17 protein-coding genes and 2 pseudogenes are annotated in these 22,575 nt (G+C 33.1%); 10 read left to right on the forward strand and 9 right to left on the reverse strand.

Annotated elements, in window-relative coordinates; all coding sequences use genetic code 11:
- The 10 genes from A6755_RS09775 (at position 1) to A6755_RS09820 (ending at position 13,170) form a co-directional block, all read left to right on the forward strand.
- Positions 1-1,122, forward strand: coding sequence for a glycosyltransferase family 4 protein (locus A6755_RS09775; protein ID WP_084737599.1), 1,122 nt, complete (start codon positions 1-3; stop codon positions 1,120-1,122).
- 18 nt (positions 1,123-1,140) lie between these two features.
- The gene (locus tag A6755_RS09780) at positions 1,141-2,229 is read left to right on the forward strand and encodes a glycosyltransferase family protein (protein ID WP_063590551.1); all 1,089 of its coding nucleotides are present in this window, start codon (positions 1,141-1,143) and stop codon (positions 2,227-2,229) included.
- Entirely contained in the window at positions 2,226-3,407 is a 1,182-nt protein-coding gene (locus A6755_RS09785) for a glycosyltransferase family protein (protein ID WP_063590552.1), read from the forward strand. The genes A6755_RS09780 and A6755_RS09785 overlap by 4 nt, the downstream gene beginning before the upstream one ends.
- Positions 3,408-3,443: 36 nt before the next feature.
- Positions 3,444-4,883 carry an oligosaccharide repeat unit polymerase gene (locus tag A6755_RS09790; RefSeq protein WP_063590553.1) on the forward strand — a complete coding sequence of 480 codons (1,440 nt, stop codon included), beginning with the start codon at positions 3,444-3,446 and terminating at the stop codon, positions 4,881-4,883.
- A gap of 31 nt (positions 4,884-4,914) precedes the next feature.
- Entirely contained in the window at positions 4,915-6,099 is a 1,185-nt protein-coding gene (locus A6755_RS09795) for a glycosyltransferase (protein ID WP_063590554.1), read from the forward strand.
- The gene (locus A6755_RS09800) at positions 6,089-7,594 is read left to right on the forward strand and encodes a lipopolysaccharide biosynthesis protein (RefSeq protein ID WP_063590555.1); all 1,506 of its coding nucleotides are present in this window, start codon (positions 6,089-6,091) and stop codon (positions 7,592-7,594) included. Before A6755_RS09795 ends, A6755_RS09800 begins: the two co-directional genes overlap by 11 nt.
- Positions 7,595-7,738: 144 nt before the next feature.
- Positions 7,739-9,250 (forward strand): glycosyl hydrolase family 28-related protein, encoded by a 1,512-nt coding sequence (locus A6755_RS09805; protein ID WP_063590556.1) that lies wholly within the window; start codon positions 7,739-7,741, stop codon positions 9,248-9,250.
- A 379-nt stretch (positions 9,251-9,629) separates the two neighbouring features.
- The gene (wecB, locus tag A6755_RS09810) at positions 9,630-10,772 is read left to right on the forward strand and encodes a non-hydrolyzing UDP-N-acetylglucosamine 2-epimerase (RefSeq protein ID WP_063590557.1); all 1,143 of its coding nucleotides are present in this window, start codon (positions 9,630-9,632) and stop codon (positions 10,770-10,772) included.
- 681 nt (positions 10,773-11,453) lie between these two features.
- Positions 11,454-11,987, forward strand: a complete 534-nt coding sequence (locus tag A6755_RS27910) for an acyltransferase (RefSeq protein WP_284108474.1) — start codon at positions 11,454-11,456, stop codon at positions 11,985-11,987.
- A 259-nt stretch (positions 11,988-12,246) separates the two neighbouring features.
- Positions 12,247-13,170 (forward strand): hypothetical protein, encoded by a 924-nt coding sequence (locus A6755_RS09820; protein ID WP_063590558.1) that lies wholly within the window; start codon positions 12,247-12,249, stop codon positions 13,168-13,170.
- A gap of 171 nt (positions 13,171-13,341) precedes the next feature.
- Here A6755_RS09820 and A6755_RS09825 read toward each other — a convergent pair whose 3' ends face one another.
- From A6755_RS09825 to A6755_RS09865, 9 genes and pseudogenes are all read right to left on the reverse strand, one after another.
- Positions 13,342-14,883: a glycoside hydrolase family protein gene (locus A6755_RS09825; protein WP_063590559.1), complete on the reverse strand. Its 1,542-nt coding sequence runs from the start codon at positions 14,881-14,883 to the stop codon at positions 13,342-13,344.
- Between the two features lie 105 nt (positions 14,884-14,988).
- Entirely contained in the window at positions 14,989-16,035 is a 1,047-nt protein-coding gene (locus A6755_RS09830) for a glycosyltransferase family 4 protein (RefSeq protein ID WP_063590560.1), read from the reverse strand.
- Positions 16,036-16,040: 5 nt separating this feature from the next.
- Complete coding sequence (locus tag A6755_RS09835; protein WP_063590561.1) at positions 16,041-16,844, reverse strand: glycosyltransferase family 2 protein; 804 nt, start codon at positions 16,842-16,844, stop codon at positions 16,041-16,043.
- Positions 16,822-18,041: pseudogene (locus A6755_RS09840) on the reverse strand (O-antigen ligase family protein). Before A6755_RS09840 ends, A6755_RS09835 begins: the two are co-directional and overlap by 23 nt.
- Positions 18,022-19,488, reverse strand: coding sequence for an oligosaccharide flippase family protein (locus tag A6755_RS09845; protein WP_063590562.1), 1,467 nt, complete (start codon positions 19,486-19,488; stop codon positions 18,022-18,024). Before A6755_RS09845 ends, A6755_RS09840 begins: the two are co-directional and overlap by 20 nt.
- A 17-nt stretch (positions 19,489-19,505) precedes the next feature.
- Positions 19,506-20,498 (reverse strand): NAD-dependent epimerase/dehydratase family protein, encoded by a 993-nt coding sequence (locus A6755_RS09850; RefSeq protein WP_063590563.1) that lies wholly within the window; start codon positions 20,496-20,498, stop codon positions 19,506-19,508.
- 22 nt (positions 20,499-20,520) lie between these two features.
- Positions 20,521-21,073 (reverse strand): annotated as a pseudogene (locus A6755_RS09855) (sugar transferase).
- A 104-nt stretch (positions 21,074-21,177) separates the two neighbouring features.
- Positions 21,178-21,798, reverse strand: coding sequence for a CpsD/CapB family tyrosine-protein kinase (locus A6755_RS09860; RefSeq protein WP_063590564.1), 621 nt, complete (start codon positions 21,796-21,798; stop codon positions 21,178-21,180).
- Complete coding sequence (locus tag A6755_RS09865) at positions 21,788-22,531, reverse strand: YveK family protein (protein WP_054400157.1); 744 nt, start codon at positions 22,529-22,531, stop codon at positions 21,788-21,790. Before A6755_RS09865 ends, A6755_RS09860 begins: the two co-directional genes overlap by 11 nt.
- Between the last annotated feature and the right edge of the window lie 44 nt (positions 22,532-22,575).

Below are 22,575 nucleotides of genomic sequence, written 5' to 3' on the forward strand. Positions count from 1 at the left end.
TTGAAGATACTATTTGTTACCACGGTATCCAATACTATTAATGCATTTCTAGTTCCACACATAAAACTACTTATTGAAAAAGGCAATGAAGTTGATATTGCTTGTAATGTTATTGGAGAAGTTAAAAAAGAATTAATAGATTTAGGGTGTGATATTCACAACATAAAATTTCAACGTTCAGCTCTAAACAAGAATAATTATATTGCTTATAAAAAACTTAAAAAGTTAGTTATATCAGAAGAATATGATTTAGTTCATACTCACACTCCAATAGCATCTTTTTTGACCAGACTTGCATGTAGAAATATTAATAATATAAAAATTATGTATACTGCTCATGGATTTCACTTTTATAAAGGTGCACCGTTGAAAAACTGGATTGTTTATTACACTATTGAAAAAATTGTAGCCAAATGGACTGATTCTATTATCACAATAAATACAGAAGATTATGAACATGCATTAAAGCTTAAAATGGGGCATAGTTCTCAAGTTTATAAGGTTCCAGGAATGGGCGTGGACATTGAAAGATTTTCCAACGTTGATAGAAATTTTTGTTTATCTAGAAAAGATTTCGGTTTTTTAGAAGAAGATTTTATTTTAGTTTATGTTGCAGAATTAAACAGTAATAAAAATCAGCTCATGATTATAGAAGCTGTAAGACAACTAAAAGATCAAGGTAAAACAGTTAAAGCAATTCTAATCGGAAGTGGACCTAAAGAAGTCGAATATAAAAAGACGATAAAAGAATATGGGCTTGAAAAAGAAATAATTTTAACTGGAAAAAGAATGGATATAGAAAAGATCTTACCAATATGCGATGTAGCTATCCCAACTAGTAAAAGGGAGGGTTTTGGTATTAATTTGGTTGAGAGTATGGCTAGTGGATTGCCTGTTATTGCTTCAAGAAATAGGGGTCATAAAGAAATAGTTGTCCATGGAGAAAATGGTTATTTGTTTGAATTAGGCAATTTAAACGAAATGATAAATTACATTAGTCAATTATATGAGAATAGATTGCTGCTTAGAAAAATGTCTAATAGTGCAAGGGAATCAGTAAATAAATTTTCTTTACAAAACTCTGTTAAAGAAATTACAAAAACATATAAAAATTATTTTTAATATTAAAGAGGGATTTTATTGATAGGGATTATCTTTTTACTAAATACAAGTTTTGCACCGTATATGAATAAATATATCAGTATTCTTGAACAGGAAAATGAGGATTTTGAGATAATATATTGGGATAGATTGGGTAGCCCAGATTGTCCAGAAAAATACAAATCCATTGTTTTTCAAAAACCATCCCGTCTAAATTTATCACACAAAGATAAAATAAAGGACTTTTTAGAATTTAGAAGATTTGTCATTAAAAATATAAATAAGAGGAAATATGATAAATTAATAGTCCTTACATCACTAACAGGAATATTTTTATTTGATTATTTACAAAAGAATTACAAAAATAAATTTATATTTGATATAAGAGATTATACATTTGAGAATTTTTACCCTTATAAAATGATTGAAAATAGGGTAATAAAAAGTTCATATTTTACCACTATTTCCTCTGAGGAGTTTAAAATGTTTTTGCCTTCATCAAATAAATATATTTTATCCCATAATATATTGCGGGAAGAAATTGAACAGGCTAATGAATTTAATAAACCTAAAGAAAGAGATGGGATAATAACTGTTTCATTTATTGGTGCAATTAGACATTTTGATATCGATTCAAAAATCGCCTTAAAATTAGCAAATGATGACAGATTTAAGGTTGTTTATCATGGTTACGGAGTAGCATACGAAAAGTTTAAGGCTTTTTGTCAAGAAAGAAAATTAGATGTTCAAATAACAGGCAAGTATGATAGAAAAGATAAGATAAAGTTATTAGCTAATGCAGATATTATTAATGCCTATTATGGAATTGAAAGCTATGCGAACCTTTTTGCAATGCCTAATAAATATTATGATTCCTTGATTTATAAGATTCCTTTCTGGGCTAATCCAAAAGTTTATTCTGGTCAACGTTCAATTAAATCTGGAATAGGGTTAAATGCAGATTTAGAGAGTGAGAGCTTTGCCAATGACTTATATCATGAATATATGGAAATTGATAGGCTGAAATTTGAGAGGGATTGTAATCAAGAACTTTCTAAAGTGGTTAAAGAAGATGAACTTTTTATTTCAAAGGTTCAAGAATTTATTGAAATTGGAGGATTAAAGTGAAAATATTGTATATAACATCAGCGCCCATTACAACTACGAGTTCAGCGAATATATGTAATATTGCAATAATAAAAGGATTTTTGGCTCTTGGCCATGATGTTACTGTACTATGTGCTCATTCAGACTCATTAGTAAATGAAGAAATATTAATATCTCTTGGAATAGAGCGTGCTTCTATTGTACCTATTAGGTATTCTCGACCATCGATTACAGTAAATAATAACAATATTAAATCAAAAAGGAAAATTTCTGCTAAAAATGTAGTTAGAAAAATATATCATAGCTTTTCCATATTTGATCACTACAAAATACTTGCAAAAAGGTTGTCTGAATTAAATGTATTTGAAGAATATTTCGATCTAATGATTACTTCTTCTGATCCTAGATCGGTACACCTTTTAGGAGAATGGATTCAAAAACATAAAAGGAATTCATATGGAAAATGGATGCAATTATACGGTGATCCGATTTTATTGGATATTTCAACCCAACTGAAGTTACCCAAATCTTATATAAGGTATATAGAGAAGAAACTTATTCGGATGGCAGATAAAGTCCTTTATGTTTCCCCTTTGACTTTAATTGAACAAAAGAAAATTTATCCTAGTTACAGTGACAAAATGCACTTTATATCAATTCCATATATAAAAGAAAAGATTTTTGATAATAAAAAAATAATTAACTCTAAAATAAAAATTGGATATTTCGGTGACTACAATCCAAATATCAGGAATCTGAAACCATTATATGATGGCGTGAATAAAATGAAGAACCTACAATTATTTTTGTATGGAAACAGTAGCTCCCCCTTTGATAGCACTACAAATGTAACTGTTAAATCTAGGGTTCCATTTAATGAGCTAGAGGAAATAGAGAAACAAGTAGATATATTAATAGGTGTATGTAACTTAAAAGGTACACAGGTACCTGCTAAGCTTTATTATTATGCTGCAACAAACAAACCAGTTATATTTATTATTGACGGAAATGAACAAAACAAACAATTCCTCAGTGAGTACATCACTAGTTTTAATAGATTTATCGTATGTGAAAATAATATAGAATCTATAGAAGACACAATAATGAATTTTGAAGAATTAAACAAAACAGTGAATAATTCTCCTATAGAAAAATTAAATTTCATAAATGTTGCAAAGGAGATATGTAATATACTTTAGTTTAAATGGAAGTAAGGAATGGGGTAATCTAAACCTATGTCAAAAATAAGAGTTTTACACTCTGCTATTATAGTCTTCTCCATGATAGCGGCAGTTCTTGTTTCTTTATTAAGTGTAAATTTAGATAAATATTATCTAATAGGTTTTTTACCGCTAACGTATAGTATATTACTACTCATTTTTCCTAAATTAACAGTTCTTTCCACTAGATATATAGGATTAGGGATATTATACGTAGTATTATTTGTTAGATATACTATTACACCATTATTTATAGTATTTACTGAAAGAGCTGGAACGTCATTAGTAATATCGCACTTTTCAAATGATTACTTAAATAAAGCAATATTACTAATGGTTTATGAATTAGTAGTTTGTATTTTAGTGGTAGTTTTCGTGGGAAATAAGGTGTTATTAAAAAATAAAGTTAAGTTTTCCCTAACAGAAATACAAAACGGCAGGGTTAATTTTGTTTATATTTTTATTATAACTATTTCTTTTTTATTAATTCTTTTTTTCCCTTCATTGTTAAATAATTTTCAATTTATTTCTATTGATGATTCAAAATTAAATACAGTTAGTTATTTTAAAGGAATCGATATTAGAATACTGTTAATATGTAAGATGGCTTTATACTTAGTTCTATTAAAGTTTTTGGCATATAGATATAATGAGAAAAACAAGAATAATATTTATTTTATATTGGCTTTACTTTTATCATTCTTGTATATATGTATATTTACTGGAGAAAATAGAACAAATATAGTAGTAGATTTAATTTGTGTTATTGCTGCCTTATGGTACTGTTTTAGTACAAAAAGAAAGTCAATGTTAATAGTTATTAGTAGTTTTGGGTTGATTTTGCTGTTTACTATTAGTGCTTTTCGGTTATTTGCCCCTCGGGCGTGGAGGCCAGATGGAGGGACTGCTGAAATCAACGGATCTTTTTTTGTTAATAACCTTCAAATTTACGTTTCGGGACCAGAGAATGTTGCTATTGGCTTACAAAGTATAGATATATATAATAATCAAATAAATCTCAACACTTTTTTTAACGATTTATTTGTGTGGACGGGTTATTTAGGGAATTTTTTAAATCTTAATCAAAGCAATACCACTTCTTTTATATTTAACTTATTTATGAATGGAACTGATCCGGCTGGAAATGTCTCGATAACACAAATAGTTCCAATGGTATCTCAAGGATATGCTTATTTTGGATTTGTAGGTGCCCCATTATTCTCAGTTTTAAATTGTTTAGCTATTATTGCGTTCGATAAATTTGTTTGTAAGGCTAAATCATTAGATCTTTTATTTGTTAATGTATTTTTAGTTGTTAGGTTAAGTTTATTCTTAGGTTTAAATGCAACTATAATACTTATGTTTGTTTTTGATAAATATTTTCAACTTTGGTTCACTGTGAAAATAAATCAACTGATTAAAATTAGACTAAAAGACAGAACAGATAAAACATGATTTTTTAAAAAAAAAAGAAGATGTGATATAAATGAAAATAATTTTTGTAGTAAATAACTTAAATAATGGTGGAATGCAAAAGGCGTTAATAAACTTTGTTAATGAATTATCCGGAAAATTTGATATAACAATATGCTTATTGGAATATGGAGGGGAGATGCGTAATCAGTTAAATAATAATATAAAAATAATTAATCAACCCATTTATTTAGATAATTTTCTCAAAATGATGGCAACACATAAAAATGAATTAAAGCAAAAAAATAAGTTCAAGTATATAGTAAAGGGAATTGTTCGTTATTTATCAAAAATAGGATTAGAGAGTTTAATATATAAAATAGTATTAATACGTATTAAAAAGATAAACGGTTTTGATTTAGCGATATCCTATACTGGCATGCCGGGCTTATGGGATAAATTTGTTTTATGGAAAATAAACACAAAAAAGAAAATTACATGGATACACAATAATCCGGAAGTCTTAGGTATTGATTCTCGAAACTGTTTTAGAAATTATAATGAATTTGATGCAATCATAAATGTATCAAATGATTGTAAAAATAGATTTGAGAAAATTGAGCCCCGTTTAATTGGAAAATCCCATTTGATTTACAACTTAATTAACATTAATGAAATAGAGCAGAAGTCTTTAGAGATTAAACCTTATGGAAATAAAGAAAAAATGATTATTGTTACTGTTGCTAGACTTGATAATGTACAAAAGCGTTTTGATAGGATTATTGAATGTTGCAAGTTATTGGTTAATGACGGGGTTTGTAACTTTAAATGGTTTATTGTTGGGAATGGTCCTGATCATTTGTGGCTTGAAAATCAAATAAAAGATAATGGTTTAGATCGATTTATTGAATTAGTAGGATTTAAGCAAAATCCTTATCCTTATATTAAAGAAGCAAATCTCCTTGTTCTAACATCTGATTTTGAAGGACTTCCAGTAACGATTATGGAAGCACTAGTTTTACGAGTGCCCATAGTTTCTACGGATTTCAATTGTGCAAGAGAAGCAATTGAAGAACATGTAACTGGGATAATAGTTAAAAAAAGCGGGGAAGCAGTTTATGAAGCTGTCAAAAATCTTATTCTAAACAATGATTTATATATGAACCTTAAAAATAATGTAATGTCTTATGATTTTCAGAACCAAGATAGCATAAAAGATTTTGAAAAAATCATAGAGAAGGAAGAGTATGAGAACTAAAAATGTTTTATATTCATTGTTATCTTCATTTGTATATCAATTCACATACGCGGTATTCAATTTAATCACATTAAGACTTTTTCTTTCTTCGTATGGATCTGAGGTAAATGGCTTGTCCGTAACGATTATTCAAGTAGTTAATTATATGAATATTGTTGAGGCCGGTATTGCATTAACTGGTATTAGTGCATTGTATAAGCCGCTAGTGCAAAATGATTATACAAAGATAAACAGTATACTATCCGCATGCAATGAATTATATAGAAAATCAGGTTTTTTATTTCTTTTAATCACTTTGGTAGGAAGTATTAGTTATCCATTTTTAATCGAGTCATCTATTCCTTATTATCAAATTGTATTATTAATATTAATCATGTCTGGTGGAAGCATAGTTGAATATTTCTTATACGGTAAAATGCGAGTTTTGCTTGTAGCAGATCAGAAGTCTTATATTATTAATAGTGTGATGACGTTAACGGTTATTATAGCTTCGATACTTAAAATATATGCAATCAATCTTGGGTTTAGTTTTTTAATAGTTCAGGCAATATATTCAATAAGCGTGCTTATCAGAGTTTTACTGACTAAGATTTATATTTCGCGTAACTATTCGTTTATTAAGTACAATGTGAAACCTGATTTCTCTCAAATGGGACAAAGATGGTCCGTTTTATATCACCAAATTGCTGGTCTCTTAGTTTTTAATAGTCCGTTAATAATTATATCAATTTTTTGCAGTTTGAAAGATGCTAGCAAATATGCAGTATATAACTTAGTTTTCAGTGCTTTAATAACCATCCTGCAATTATTTTCTAAATCTGTTGTTTCAAGTTTCGGTAATCTAATAAATCAAGAAAATAATTCTGCTTTACTAACTATTTTTAGAAATTATGAATCAATTTTTTATTTGTTTACTGCATGGTTATATTGTGTGGCATATCTTACGATTGAACCGTTTATACAAATTTATACAAACGGAGTAACTGATGTTAATTATATTGATCCTATATTGTCAATTATGTTTATAGTAGTTGGCCTTTTTAATGCAGTTCGTATACCTTTAAATTCTTTAATTGAAGCTTCCGGTCATTATGAACAAACTCGGAACAGAGCTATTATAGAGGCATGTATTAATATATGCGTATCCATTATTATGGTACAATTTTTAGGTTTATATGGTGTACTTTGTGGCAGTGTCGCATCTTATATCTACAGGTCGTTAGATATTATTTTATATTCAAGTAAAAATATTTTACATATAAAGCCTACTGAAACCTTTATTAAAATATTGATGAATATATTTCTACTGTTTTTAGTCACTCAGTTGATTAATAGTATTACCAACATAACCATTTCTTCCTGGATTAGTTGGATTGTCTATTCGTTTATTATTTCAATAGTCGTTGGAACTACCTTTTTGATTTTTGGGGAATTGACAAATAGAGGCCTAATTAAAAATTTATTTTTAAGAATGCGCAATGTTATTTCTAAATAATTTAATAAAATTTGCTTAGTGATTGTGCTAAATGTGAAGGCTGGATACTGGGTTTCTCATTTAGCAGATTCTATGATTACAACTCCTCCCAGAATGATAGATGTGTTATTAATTGTATCAAAAAACTTTTTGGAGGGAGATAATATGAAAAGAAGAAAATTTATACTTCTAATTTTTATCATTATTTTAATCCTTATTACTAATTATATATTTAGGTTTAAATTAAAAGGGATTAATATCAAATGGTTTGGAGCAAAAGGGGATGGAATTTCAAACGATACTAAAGCATTTATAGATGCAATAAATATTGTTCATAAATTAGGTGGTGGAAAAATAATAATACCAAGAGGTAACTACAAAGTTACAGGGGGAGAGATATTTTTAAAGTCAAATGTATATCTAAAAGGTATAGGGTTGCCACGGATATTTACTAATTCAGGAAATGGATATTTTTCAATAATATCTAAAAAACTAGAAGATACTGTTGAAGATGTTACAATATCAGGCATATTTTTTGATCAATGGGATGAATTATCATCTGATATACAACCTAATAATAACCAAATCCCCTGTAATTGTATAACCCTATTAGGTAAATCGCGAAATATTATTATTATGGATAACTTATTTCAAGCATTTGGAGGCTGGGTTATATCTGTATCCGATCAAGAAGACTATTATGGTAGCGAAAGAGTTTTTTTAAAACGAAACAAAATTCGATGGCAACTCAAAGGGAAAACTTGGTATGACGCATCTCCTATCTATGTTGAAGCAACAAATCATGAAATTGAAAATAATGAGATAGAGGCATTTAAAGTCAAAATTGACCCTCCAGCTAGATGGAAATTAGAAGGTGGAATTGAAACACATGGCTTTGGTATCGTAAGAGGTAATGTTATTAAGAATGCTCAGGCTGGAATTAATGTCGTGCCCCCCAAATATAATCCCGGAGCATATTTAAAAATGGGATATAGAGATATATCTGATAATACATTGAGAGGTGTTAATAGGGGGATTTGGTTTTGGCCAATAAATTACAACAATGGTTTGGAAAAGATAAAAATCTTTAACAATGATATAGAGGTCGTTGCGGAAGGATACTATGCAGGCCATGGTGGTATAGTCACAGTTATGCAAGAAACCCCTTTTATTAACGCTTCTATGAATGGTCCGATTAAAAATGTCGAGATATACAACAATCAGATAAAATTTGTAGATAACGGCTATACAGGAAAAGAATATTTTCATCTTAATAATGTTGGAGCAATTCATTTTGGGGCAAACAACAAAGTTTCTAATGTGAATGTTTATAACAATCACATTGTTAATTTCCCTTGGTGTGCTGTTGACACAGTCCAATATGAATTTGATTATGTGAGAATGCATGATAATTTTAATATATTTAATAACACTATAATTGATTGCGGATACGGAATGAGTAATGACTTCCAAAAATCTGTTTTTTATTTTTCAGATATTAATAATGTCAGTGTAAATAATAACACTATTAAATGGATAAATCAAAAGGGGACAAAGTATCTAATAACGGCCGGAAAGGTTACTACATTGTTAGTTTTCCAAAATAATCGTCAGATATCGGAAAATGGCTTTTATTTGAGTACCTCAAATGTTGTTAATACAAATAAAATACAATAAGTAGTAGTCTTTTTGATAAATCAATATACTTTTCCAATCATTATACTTTTATGTAATAAGTCTTGCAAAGTGTCTAGATTAAGAATGAAGGTGATTATAACGTAGAGCGTATAATTTCAAGGGTATTGGATTTTAAGGCAGTATTTGTAATTACAAATTATTACTTTCCTTAAATAGTATTTAGTAAGATTATAGAGAGAGTGTATTTTTTGGAGATATCATTCTGAATTGAACTCACATTATTTGGATACTGAAATACTGGAATTAAAAGGGGTTTCCAGATCTAGTCCCTTTCAAGCAATATCAATGATGAACATAAAGTGTCAGCTAACGGGGAAAAGTTATAAAGCAAACTTTATTACGTAATGAGGAGTAAACTATGAATAATAGAATTAAAGTTATGACAATTTTTGGTACTAGACCAGAGGCAATTAAAATGGCACCTCTAGTACTAGAATTAGAAAAATATAATGAAATTATTGAATCAATCGTAACTGTTACTGCTCAGCATAGAGAAATGTTAGATCAGGTTTTAGATGTATTTAGTATTACACCTGATTATGACTTGAATATTATGAAGGAGCGACAAACTTTGACAGGAGTAACAATTAACGCATTATCAGGTTTAGATAATGTGATGAAAGAAGTACAACCAGATTTAGTTCTAGTTCACGGAGATACTTCAACTACATTTGTTGCTAGTCTAGCTGCTTTTTATAATCAAATTTCAGTAGGACATGTTGAGGCTGGTTTAAGAACATGGAATAAATACTCACCATTTCCTGAAGAGGTAAATAGACAATTAACTGGGGTAATAGCTGATTTGCATTTTGCTCCAACTGCTCAATCTAAAGGGAATTTAATACAAGAAAATAAAAAGGAAGAAGCAATTTTTGTAACAGGTAATACTGCAATTGATGCTTTAAAGACTACAGTATCAAGTTCTTATAAACATGAACTATTAGATAAGATAGGATTAGATAGAATAGTACTGTTAACTGCCCATAGACGTGAAAACCTCGGGGAGCCAATGAAGAATATGTTTAAAGCAATTAAGCGATTATTAACAGAAAATAGCGATGTACAAGTTGTATACCCTGTTCACCTTAACCCAGCTGTTCGAGAAATTGCAGATGAATTACTAGGCAATGATGAGAGAATACATCTAATAGAACCTTTAGGAGTAATAGATTTTCATAACTTTGCTTCTCGTTCACATATTATATTGACTGACTCTGGTGGTGTTCAAGAAGAAGCACCAACTCTAGGAGTTCCTGTTCTCGTTTTAAGAGATACAACAGAAAGGCCTGAAGGAGTTGAAGCTGGTACTCTAAGACTAGTGGGGACTAATGAAGATACTATCTATCAAGCAGCTCATGAATTATTAAATAATGAATTGGAGTATAATACCATGGCCAGAGCGACAAATCCATATGGGGATGGGAAAGCATCATCTCGCATCGTTCAAAGGATATTACATCGTTTTGGTAAAATAGATTTAGCTCCTAAAGAATTTGAATGAGGGAATATATAGCGACAATTCTTTCTTTTGTTGTTTTAAAAAGAGGATGTAAGGAGGTAACGCCAGTTGTTTACCTATCATTTGGTGTTTAATGGTTTGTTGTGAAAAATCAAATGAGAAGTATTACATCCTTTTATCCACAGCAGATACTTATAAAACTCTGAATTCTTAACGGAGAAAATTCAAACAAGCTGATCATCCTTATAATTGATCAAGGATTTTCAAACATATAGAATCTGATGGTGCTCAAATCTTCGTTAATTGGTGGTAGCCATGACCCCAGTTCTGATTATTTTTCAGACTTATTGAACTTTTGAACTTGTGTAGTGGAATTAGATATACATTATTAAGTACGGCAATTTAAGCGAATATATAGTGCTCCGAGAATGTGACCTAGTCAGCTTATAGTTTTATCTAAAAAAATATATCATGAACTAGGCTGGAAAAAGCCATTTTCTAAGTGCAGTTTTGAAAATGCTTATGATTTGTGATTTAAAGCTGAATTTAAAGCTGTTGAGAAACTTCTCAACAGCTTTAAATATACAGTTAAAGACACTCATAGCATATATGGGTTTATTCTACAGAATAAATGTAATAGTTGTCCCAATCCGGAAATTTTTCTCAAATGTAAGTTAAATAAATGGAAAATATGATATTCTTTATACATGGGGTGTGTATCAATTGACTAAAAAATTGAAAATTGTAACTTGGTTAGCTCGAGGTTTAGTTTTAAGGAGAAAAATAGACAAGTGTGGACGGCGTTTTTTTGTGCTAGGGAAAGTAAATATTTCGCGCCCCTACAAAGATACCGAATTGAATATGGGTGATAATGTAAGTTTGTATCAGAATGTTGGATTCTTTTTAGATTCTCCAGGAGCAAAAATAGTAGTTGGTGATCGCACTTTTATTAATAGAAGATCTGAAATATTGTGTATGGAAAGTGTAAATATAGGTAATGATTGTGCTATTTCTTGGGATGTTGTTATTACAGACACTGACTATCACCAGCTAAATGGAGAGATTTTCGTAAAACCAGTTGTGATAGGTAATAATGTTTGGATTGGTTGTAAATCAACAATACTCAAAGGGGTAACTATTGGCGATGGAGCAGTGATAGCAGCAGGTTCAGTAGTTACACGTGACGTTCCCAGCGGAAGTATAGTCGGGGGCAATCCCGCAAAGGTGATTAAGAACGAAGTCACTTGGGTCGTTTAAGAAATAATATGAAGTTTAGAACGAGGAGGCTGAAGTTTCTGCCTCTTTTTCAATATCATCGATAGTTTTGGAAATAAACTGTGCGTTACCTACAATTTAAATAATTAATATAGACTAAGCCGCTTATTAATTAGAGAACGGCTTTTTTTATGTAGAAAGTGTTAAAGGGGAGATGGAAGTAATCCTATAAATAGGCCTACTTATATCAATAGAATATAGACATATTACCAACAAAAAAACTAAAAAAAGGATGAATTTCATGAAAAAAATCATAGGTTTTTCCTTCTGTTTTTTGTTGATTGTTATCTTCATTTTTCAGCAGAAACAATCTCTATCAAATCACAAAGAAAAGATATACGTTGAAGATTTTAAAGGGGCTAATGATTCTGCGAAGATTCAGACTGCCATTGATCATGCAAAGGCCACTAAGTTAAAGACGGTAATGCTGGATGATAGGGAGTATTCGATTTCAACACCTATCAAAGTTAGGAAAGGTGTTAGGCTGCTATTTGGATACGGAACAAAGTTCATTGTTGAGGGGAACTTCAGGGTGCTTGAGCTTGAGCAGAATGCTTCCCTTGAAGGTGCTTATGTAGTGATTAATGATGCTGAGTTTGACTCAGAGGTCATATACTTAGATGGTAAGTATAAATATTATAATACCTGGAACAAAACGCAAGTGAAGGATGTAAATATCATTAATTGGTCTGAGAGTAATCAGGGTACAGGGGTATCTTTATATGCTGGCGGTAAGGAACATGAGATTTCTTTCGTGAACTTTGAAAATGTCAAGGTTGCTGGGATGGAGACTGGAGTAAAGTTAATAGCTGAAGAACCGTCTTCTGGTAAGGCCTGGATCAATGCTAATCGTTTTTTGAATCTATCATTGGAAGATTGTGTGAATATGATTTACATAGATAGTAACTCTACCGTACCGAATGAGGTTAGTGGTAATCAATTTACTAGTTTACAGATACAGCCTTCAGGGAAAACAAAGAGCATTATGAAGGTAAATGGGCAATACAATAAGTTTGAGGGCATGGTTTGGGATCTGGACAAAATCACACTTCAAAACGAGGTTATTGAACTTAAGGATAATAGCATGGGCACTATCATTGAGATCCCATCACTGCCTATGAGTAGAATCATCGACAGAGGTCAGGCCAATATCTTGAATCAATAATAATAGCGAAAAGGGTGATTAGCCAATAGGGATGCACACACCCTGTAATGTAATTTGGAGATAACATTTATGACCATTAATTAACTGGTATTATTAATTTTTATCACTGGGGAATAATTCTTTCCTCTTTGGATAAAGAGGATATATGCCAGTTTTTTTTATATTTAGTAGTCATAGCTTTGTAGTGATAATTTGGCCTTGGTCATTAATAGTCACTTTCCACTTTGTTCCGTTTGGTGAAGCCATTGTCACAGCTTTCCCTTTTTGAAGTTCTAAATCTCCATATAATGTTCCACCTGTAGTCGGCAGCCAAGCTGCACCTTGCTGTAACGATGATCTTGCGAAAATCCGATTAATCCGGAATCGTTTGTGCTCTTGTGTATATCCGCTTAAGGTCAGTCTAATCTTGTACAGTGTTTCTGCTCTTGCTTCTGAGATTACAGTATTACCGGCATTAAAAGGGAGATTTTTTGCAACTATCCAAGGTCCATTTAAGCTTTGTTGATATTCAATTAATACTCGGCTGGGACTTTCATTCCATCCAAAATAAATACCAAAGCAATTTAGCATTTTAATAGGCTGTTTGGTAAAATCCAATTCAATCACTACCGGTTGGGAACTAGGGACATCGAGGTAATTTACACTTTGCTCATCGAGTAAATTGAAACAGTTATTGATATTTCCTCCATAAGGAGCCTTTCCAGTAAGCTGACGTACAGCGTAGCGGACGTTTGCACTTACTAAAATATCGTCTTGATTCCCGACCAGATGGGCTTTTCCTAAGGCTAGAGGTGGATATACTTGAAGCGATTCTTCATGTGGCGATGTGCACCGATTGTATTGGCCACGGTCTAGAATTGATGTAGCTATTTGGTTCGAAAAGAGGTAGTTGTGATGAGATGTAGAAGAGAATTCGATGACCAGAGGAGGAGCATCCATACGATAGGTATCCCATATAACTCCTTCAAAAATATTATAGGCACCCGAACAACGGATGACTTTCTTTGTTTGGCTCCGGCATTGAACTTGGATTCCGGTAAACATATTTCCGGAAATTTCGTAAGGTAAATCACTGTTTCCGACAATCTCGATACCGTACTGACAGCCATCTATAAAAATGGACTCGAAGGAGTTGGCATTAATCCAGCATGGGGTATCTACATTTGATAGTTTTTCAGTTTTTAAATAGAGGGCTGTATGGAAATTTGTGATTTGGAGGGAGTTTGCCTTAAAGAAACTGATGAAATCCCATGCTTTGTTGCAATATAGATGGATGGCTATACCTTGATATGTTGTAGTACGGTTAATAATATTGATATTGGATATAGCTGTATGATTATGGATTTCTATTTGCTGCGCCCCGGAAAGGAAAATGACGGATGAATTGAAGCTGGTATCGACTACTTCAATCGTCCCGCCGGAGAGGGAAGCATCCTTTTGCAGTTCAAAAACCTGGAAATTACCTTTAATTATTAATGTTATCGTCGGATCAATTTCTAGATGGACATTTTGCTTAATGATAATGGGGGAGGAGAGGGTATATTGTTTCTTCCCTGTTATGACAACTTTAGAGTAGTTATTATCTACACAATAATCAATCGCTGCTTGAATGGCTGGTGAATTATCAGCTAGATTGGGATCGGCTCCAAAACAATCTATATTAGCGACATTCCTGTTCTGGCAATCCTCAGGGGGGTTGAGTGGGTCTGCCATATATAACACTCCTTTTATGGTGATGTTATATAGCATATGCTTGTCCAAAAAGTATGTATAGGTATAAAAAACAAAAAACAAACGAGGTCATCGTTTGTTTTTTGTTCATTGATAGGTTTTGAGTGTAGAATGAATCATATTCGAGAGGGAGAAGGATTCTTCTACTTTTTGTCTTGCTTTAATTCCCAAGCGTTGTCTTAAATCTACACTATCTTGAAGCGTTTTAATTTGTTTGGCAAATTCCTGTTCTGAATGCTGTGAAATGAGAATCCCGGTTTCATTGTCCACAACCGCCTCTTTAATGCCGCCTACATCGACTGACATGATTGGTGTTCCTGCTGCCATTGCTTCCAGGACGACCATCGGAAAAACTTCTCTAAGTGATGTTAAAAGAAGTACGTCCATATTGCATATAAATTCATATGGATTGGAGGCATTGCCAAGGAGCATCACTTTATGGCGTAACTTTAAGTCTTTAATCATTTTTTCTACAAATTCCCGCTCCGGCCCATCTCCAGCAATATAAAACATCACATTAGGTACATCCTTTAACTCATTAACGATTTTTAAGAAAAGTTCATGATTTTTCTCTTTTGATAAGCGGGCTAAAATTCCCACATTGAAGGTTTCTTTAGGCTGTAGTTGTTTAAAAGAAAAGTGCTCCACATCTACGCCATTGTAAATCGTCCGAATAAGCTCCTTCCTAACACCAAGCCGAAGTAAGTTATCCCGTTCAAAATTACTAATTGCGATAATTTCTTCCACATGCTGATTCAGCACTCTTTTAAATAGAAAGGGCATCTTTTTTTCTAGGATGGTTACATTATGCTTGGTATACACGAGCTTGATATTTCTTCTAGTCAGTTTCTTGATGGCAATCGAATATAGCAGCATTCGTAAACTATTGGCATGAATGACATCGATGTGTTTTAAGCTGACTTCTTTAGTCAGTATTTTAAGGTTGGCAAGGTGATTCTTTAAGCTTAAAGGGATGAATTGTTGTTTGTTATGAATTTGCTTGTACAATTCCCCCGTCGCAGCAGCAGAGTAAAACGTCATGTTTTCATCCTGGAGATGGTTTTCCAATTTGCAAAAATACATCTCAGCTCCGCCAATTATGAGTTTATCTGTAAGTAGCAGGACATTGTTCATATACCTTATTTCCCTCCATTTAGTAAAGAGGCAGGCTGTGAACCTCTGTTTTTGTTGTATGCGTTATAGGCGTATTTGCTAAAATAGAAGTTAGCTTTTACGAAATTTAATTTTTCCTGGCTTCGTAACAGCTTCCAATATCGGTAAGCAGCCTTAAATTTATTTCTTGAAGTAGAGTTACTTACAATCCGATATTTGGATAAGACTTTTGGTAAGCCATGCGCTTTATATCCTTGTCGTAACAGTAACAGCCATAATGCAGTATCTTCAGGCTGAATATCGGGCATTTCGATATGCTTGAATTGCAGCCTATCCAGCATCACGGTTAAACAGCCAATTGTTGTATTTCCAATCAGATGCTTATAATCCACTTCTTTAGGTGCCTTTACTTCAACATCAAGAGACTTACCTTCTTCATCTATTAAAGAATAGGAGGTGAAGGAGAATGCTAGATTTCCCTTTTGCATAAATGCGACTTGTTCTTCCAATTTAGTTGGGAGCCATAAATCATCACTATCAAGAAACGCGATATATTTTCCGTTGGCTTCTTTAATGGCTATATTTCTTGCGCGGGCAGCTCCGACATTCTTGGATAAGGGAATAAGTCTGATCCGTGAATCGTGCTCAGCATAGGATTTAATGATAGAAACAGAATCATCCTTTGATTGATCATCTACAATGATCATCTCCCAGTTAAAATAGGTTTGATCCTGGACAGTTTTTATCGTTTCAGGGATAAAAGACGAGCAGTTATACGAGGGAGTTATCACGGAAACTAAAGGTCTATCATCCTTTTTGCTGTAGGTCATTACATTCCACCTCTTTTTTCTCATATACCGAAATATATTTTAAAGTTAGTGCTAAAAAGGAAAAAAATGCTTCATTAATCATGAGTGAAAGGGACATCATCTGTATTAAGAAAGCAAAAAGAGTAAGCACAATGAACGGTTTTTCTTTATGTAATTTAGTCTTGAATAAAGTGATGATAAGCATTAATAAAAAAGAAAGGTAAAAAAGAAAACCAATGATTCCAGACTCTACTAAAACCTCTAAATACGTATTGTGAACATATAGCTTTTCATTATGCTCAAAAGCGTAATAATCGGAAAAATTAAAAGCGCCAATTCCAAAAAGGGGATTTGACATAAAGTAGTTGATCGCCTGCCCCCATAATTCAAACCTTCCGCTGCCCCCATCTGTTGAAAAGTCAGAAATGCGACTCGTGACGATTTCATTGAGATCTATATTGATAAGAGATCCAGCAACATATATTACCCCTAAAAATAATAAGGAAACAGCTAACATTTTGATTTTTTTTGAGAAATTAGCTAACAGCATGTACAAAACGACCACCAGTACAAGCGCTAAAATACCGCCTCTAGAAAAAGTCAGAAGGGAAGTAATCATACATAGGAGGAATCCAATTGAATGCTTGAATCCCTTTAAATTGGTTAAATAATAGGAAAAAAAGATTGTGTTAAAAAAATGAAGATGTTTGGATCATCCAGCAAACCGATTAATCTTGGATAATCCCGGTCCAATAATAATCCATATGATGTAATCTCAACACCTGTTGGAAATCTTCCTGTCACCTGTATTCCAATGAAGTATAATAATAGGCTAATGACGTTAAAGATGATTCCGACATTTGCAATCGATTTCTCAATCGCACTTAACGAAGTTAGCTCCAATACATATCTCATGATGAAATAACAGCCAAGTACGAGTATCACTCCTAGAATGACCCGAATGCTCGATTCAGGATACTGAGAAAAAGCGCCGCTCAGACAATAGGTGAAATAAAATAAGAGCAAAAGGATTTCATAATGATAAAGGGTATGGAAATAAAAATCCCGAAAATGAATGCAAAAGAAAATGGCTAGAAAAATCATGTAAATTTTTAATGAAAAACCTATGGAGATATTATATTTACTAAGTGTAATAAAAAATAACAAGAGAAAGACTGACCAGATAGAGGTGTTTTTATTAATTAGCAATCTTTCCATTCTCTTTTTGTCTCCCATCTTGTAAATGTTCGGTAGCAGGTTTCTTTTTAATAAAGCCAACGATTAATTGCTTGATGCTCTTATCGAGCAGCAAAATTAGAGCAGTGACGAAAATTATGGTTGAAATCATGGCTATAAAAGGATACTTGGATAATAAGTTTTGCATTAGGATGAAACTAATGCAAAAGAAGGTACCATACGGCAGGATGACCTTGAAAAGTACCGCTCTTTTTTCTGGGTTGGCAGCGACATATCCAATGAATGAGACAATTTCCATGGTAAGGACGGCAAAAGCTGAGCCAGCCACTGCATAGTTAACGCTCATGAAATAGAAGGAAACCAAACCAACGGTGATGGTTATAAACTGGACAATTGTACGCAGGTTCTGTAATCCCCTTGTTGTGAGACCGTCAGCAATGGCAATGTTAAAGCCTTGCAGAACGATGATAAAAGCCAATATTTTTAATGGCTGAACCGCAGATCCCCACTCGGGTCCAAATAAGATGGTAACAAGATAGTTGGCCAAGTAGAATAAGGTTATAGTCATGCACATGCCGATATAGGACATGATTTTCATTTGCAGGATATTCAATCTTGTGTGTTCTGCAAGCTCCCCTTGGTTATATCGCTTAAATAAAAGCGGAAAAAAAGCGCCTGCGATGACCCCTGGTATTTGGTATAAAGCAGAAGGAATCCGATAGGCTACTGCAAAGAGGCCGACAAGCGCTAAAGGCAGTGTTTTTTCCAGCACCAATGGACCCAATTGTGGGGTTAACATAATAAATAACCCACTGATTAAAAACGGACTGAGATTCGTTAATAATTGTTTTTCAAAAGGAGACTTCCATTGTATTTCCGCTTTTTTCAGCAGTAAATAAAGGCTGTAAAATCCACCGGTTAAATACGAGAATCCATATAAAAAGGCTGCTAGGTGAACATCCACTTTTAAGCCCATACTCACCGTGGTTGAAAGTATCAACGCAAAAGAAGAGAAGATTTTTATCGACGCGATGAATTGCATCCTTTCAGTTAATTGAAAATAGGTTATCCCTATACTTTGCATCGCCAGGCCAATGACCATTGGAATCATTAAGCTATAGATCATATAAAGAATTTTTTGTTCTTGATAAAGAATATGAATGCCGGCAAAAAAAACAAAAAAGGTCAAAAGAGAGCAAACAATCCGAATCTTAATATAGGAAGAAAATGTTCTTCCTAGGTTTTCCTTTTTCGATCCTTCCCTTAAAAAAGTATTACTTGTCCCAAGGTCCGTAAAAAAATTCATGACCATGGCGAGAGCCAATGCCACACTGAAAATTCCATAGTTCTTTGAGTTAAAATAATTAGCTAATAGAATGAGCGTGGCCGCATTAAGAACATTGGATAGAATGGTACTGTAAAATAAATGGACAATATTTTTTAAAATAGAGTTCTTCTTAGTATTCACTTTATTCGCTCCCGATTTTATGACGATAAAGTCGTTGGCTTGAGTAGAGGTGCAGGTGAATGAATTGTCTTGCTGGTTAAAGAAGGCTGATTTTGGTTTAAATAATATTCATATGTGCTCGTAAGACCCTGTTCAAGTGAATGAGTGGGGTGCCAAGCCAATTTTTGAAGTGTCGTTTTATTACAGAGTATGCTTTCTTTGATATCCCCATTTTTCGCTGGCTGATAAACAGGAGATAAATCATTACTGCCAAAGGATTGAATAATCGAGAATAATTGATTGATGCTTGTACTGGTGGTTGATGAGACATTGAAGGTGCCGCTTTCTTCATATTCCAACGCTTTCAGATTGGCATCGGCTACATCCTTTACATAGATGAAATCCCTTGTTTGAGTGCCGTCTCCATAAATGACGGGCCGCTCATTTTTTATGACAAGATTAGTGAAGATCGATATAACACCGCCTTCGCCGCTAGCTGTCTGTCTTGGCCCATATACATTGCTGTATCGAAGATTCACATAATTTAAATCGTATAATTCTTTTGCGAGCTTTAGATAATCCTCTGCCGTTTTTTTTGATGCACCATACGGTGATAATGGAGAGGTAAGATGTGATAATGTGATTGGCATGACATCAGCATCTCCATATACAGCCGCAGATGAAGCAAACACGATTTTTTTTATGGCATACTTGTGAGAAAGCTTAGCGATGTTTATCGTTCCCATGATATTGATTCGTGCATCATTCGTAATATCCGAAATGGATTGTTGTACACTTACTTGTGCAGCCTGATGAATGACATAGTCAGGCCTAAATGTCTCCATAGCATTTTCAAGCAGGACCTCATCTTCAACATTTCCAAAGAAGGGAGTGACTTTGGCCTGGACATTCCCAATAGATCCGGTAGAGAGGTTATCATATATAGCCACTTCATAATTATTACGGATTAATGTATCAACAATATGAGAACCAATAAATCCAAAGCCCCCAGTTACTAGCACTTTTTTCATTTTTTACTACCCCTTTTTTTGATTATCTAGCTCCATTACCAGTAAAGACTATGGTCAATGTTCGGAATAAAATCTTGATTTCCATAGCAAATGACCGGTGTTGAATATAATATAGGTCGTAATGCAGCTTTTCTTTTGGTGATAAATCATAACCCCCATTTACTTGAGCCCATCCAGTAATTCCAGGTTTTACATATAAACGGTTTTTTAAAGCCAGGCAAAAACTTTTCAAATTCTTTATAGAAATATTCCCTTTCAGGTCTTGGCCCGATGAGTGACATATCTCCTTTTAAAACATTAATAAGTTGAGGGATTTCATCAATCCGTGTTTTTCGTATAAAGGCTCCTATTCTAGTCACCCTGGAATCATTTGCACTTGCCCACTTAGGTCCATTTTTTTCGGCATCGATGCCCATGGAACGCAGCTTAATTATATTGAAGGGCTTCCCATCCAGGCCTAGTCTTTGCTGATAAAAAAAAGGGGAGCCAGTTGAATCAATAGGGATAAGAATGCAGAATAAAAGTAAAATAGGTGCTGTAAGTATAAGCATAAAAAACGAGATGATTAAATCCATAGTGCGCTTTATATTAAAATTAGCTGATGTCGATAGTGGTTTTGTCAGGATTTCTTCCTGCCTATCGACTCTGACTTTCGAATCCACTGGTTATCCTCCCTGAATTAAGAAATGATCATTGATCCTGAAATTTCAAGATTTGCCCGTTCAAATTGCATTTTCACACCGGCAATTTTCTCTAACTTATCTCTTCCTTCTTGTATCGCTAATATTATCCCATCACAATATTTAGCAATGATATTTGCATCAGGTTTATTTAAACTGTCTGACGTATGGAATAAAATGATGTCAAAATCCTTCTTCCACTCTTCAATCAGAGTTGGAAGGGTCTCTAATGTTAATAATGTTGCTGGTTCATAAATGGCTTCGCTTGTAGGTATACAGAATAGATGACCCTTAATATGTATAGCATGATCGTTAATGGGCGTCTCATTTAAAAGCAGGTTGGTCAAACCGAACGAATTATCAATATTAAACACATGATGCAGCGAAGGCTGTCGCAGATTAGCATCCACTACAAGCACCCGTTTACGCTGCTCAGAAAAGGCAAGTGCTAAGTACGCGGTAGCATTTGCAATATTCTGTGACTGTGAAAGAGATGTAATCATTAATATTGAATCGTCTTTATGAAGGTTGGACTCGATATTGTTACATATTGAATAAAATTGCTCTTTATTGATTTCATTTAGGTAAAAGGATTGTTTCCTTGTGAATTTAATACTCACTATATTCACCCCGTTTTGTGGAAGGTAAGGTTTTATAAGTTGTTTTACGTTTTCTGTTTATTCTTTTGGTATTCAAATCCAGCCTCCCTAATAATGGAATTCCAAGAAGTTCAAGCTCCCTATCGGAGTAGGTTGAATCATCAAAATGCTCTCTAAGAAGTGCTAAGCCTATTCCAGCAAAAAAGCCTATTACGATTGAAATGGCTATGATGAATTTCGGCTTTGGGAAAAGCAGTTCTGCTTGTCCCATTTCATTATCATTCAGAATACTAATCTGTTTAACGTTTGTAATGTCTTTAAAATTAGATATCGAATGCCTCGCGACAGTTTGGGCGATGTCTTTAGCGGATTCAGGATTTGAATCCTTGACGGTAATCGTGATGATTTGTGAATTATCTCGATTAGTAATGGAAACTTGCTTAAGTAAGTCATAGCTAGAAGTCTTAAGATTCAATTCCTCTTTAACTCCTAACATGATCTGCGGACTTTTAATGATGTCCATATACGAAAGGGCAAGCTGTCTATTCTCTTGAACCTTGTTTATCGAGGCTTCCTTTTCATCCATGCTTAATGATCCTGCCAGAACTTGAGTGGAATACTGATAGGTTGGTTTCATAAGGTACATGGACGAAAAAATAATAAAACCAGTAATACAAAGGGTAGATAGAATAATGATAAATATTCGCTTTTTTAAGATTCGTATAAAATCTTTAATTTTTACTTTTTCATTCATCGATTTCACCACTTTTTTAGAGATAGTAAGAATACGTTCACAAC

The sequence above is a fragment of the Peribacillus frigoritolerans genome (assembly GCF_001636405.1).
In the GTDB taxonomy this organism is placed as follows: domain Bacteria; phylum Bacillota; class Bacilli; order Bacillales; family DSM-1321; genus Peribacillus; species Peribacillus frigoritolerans.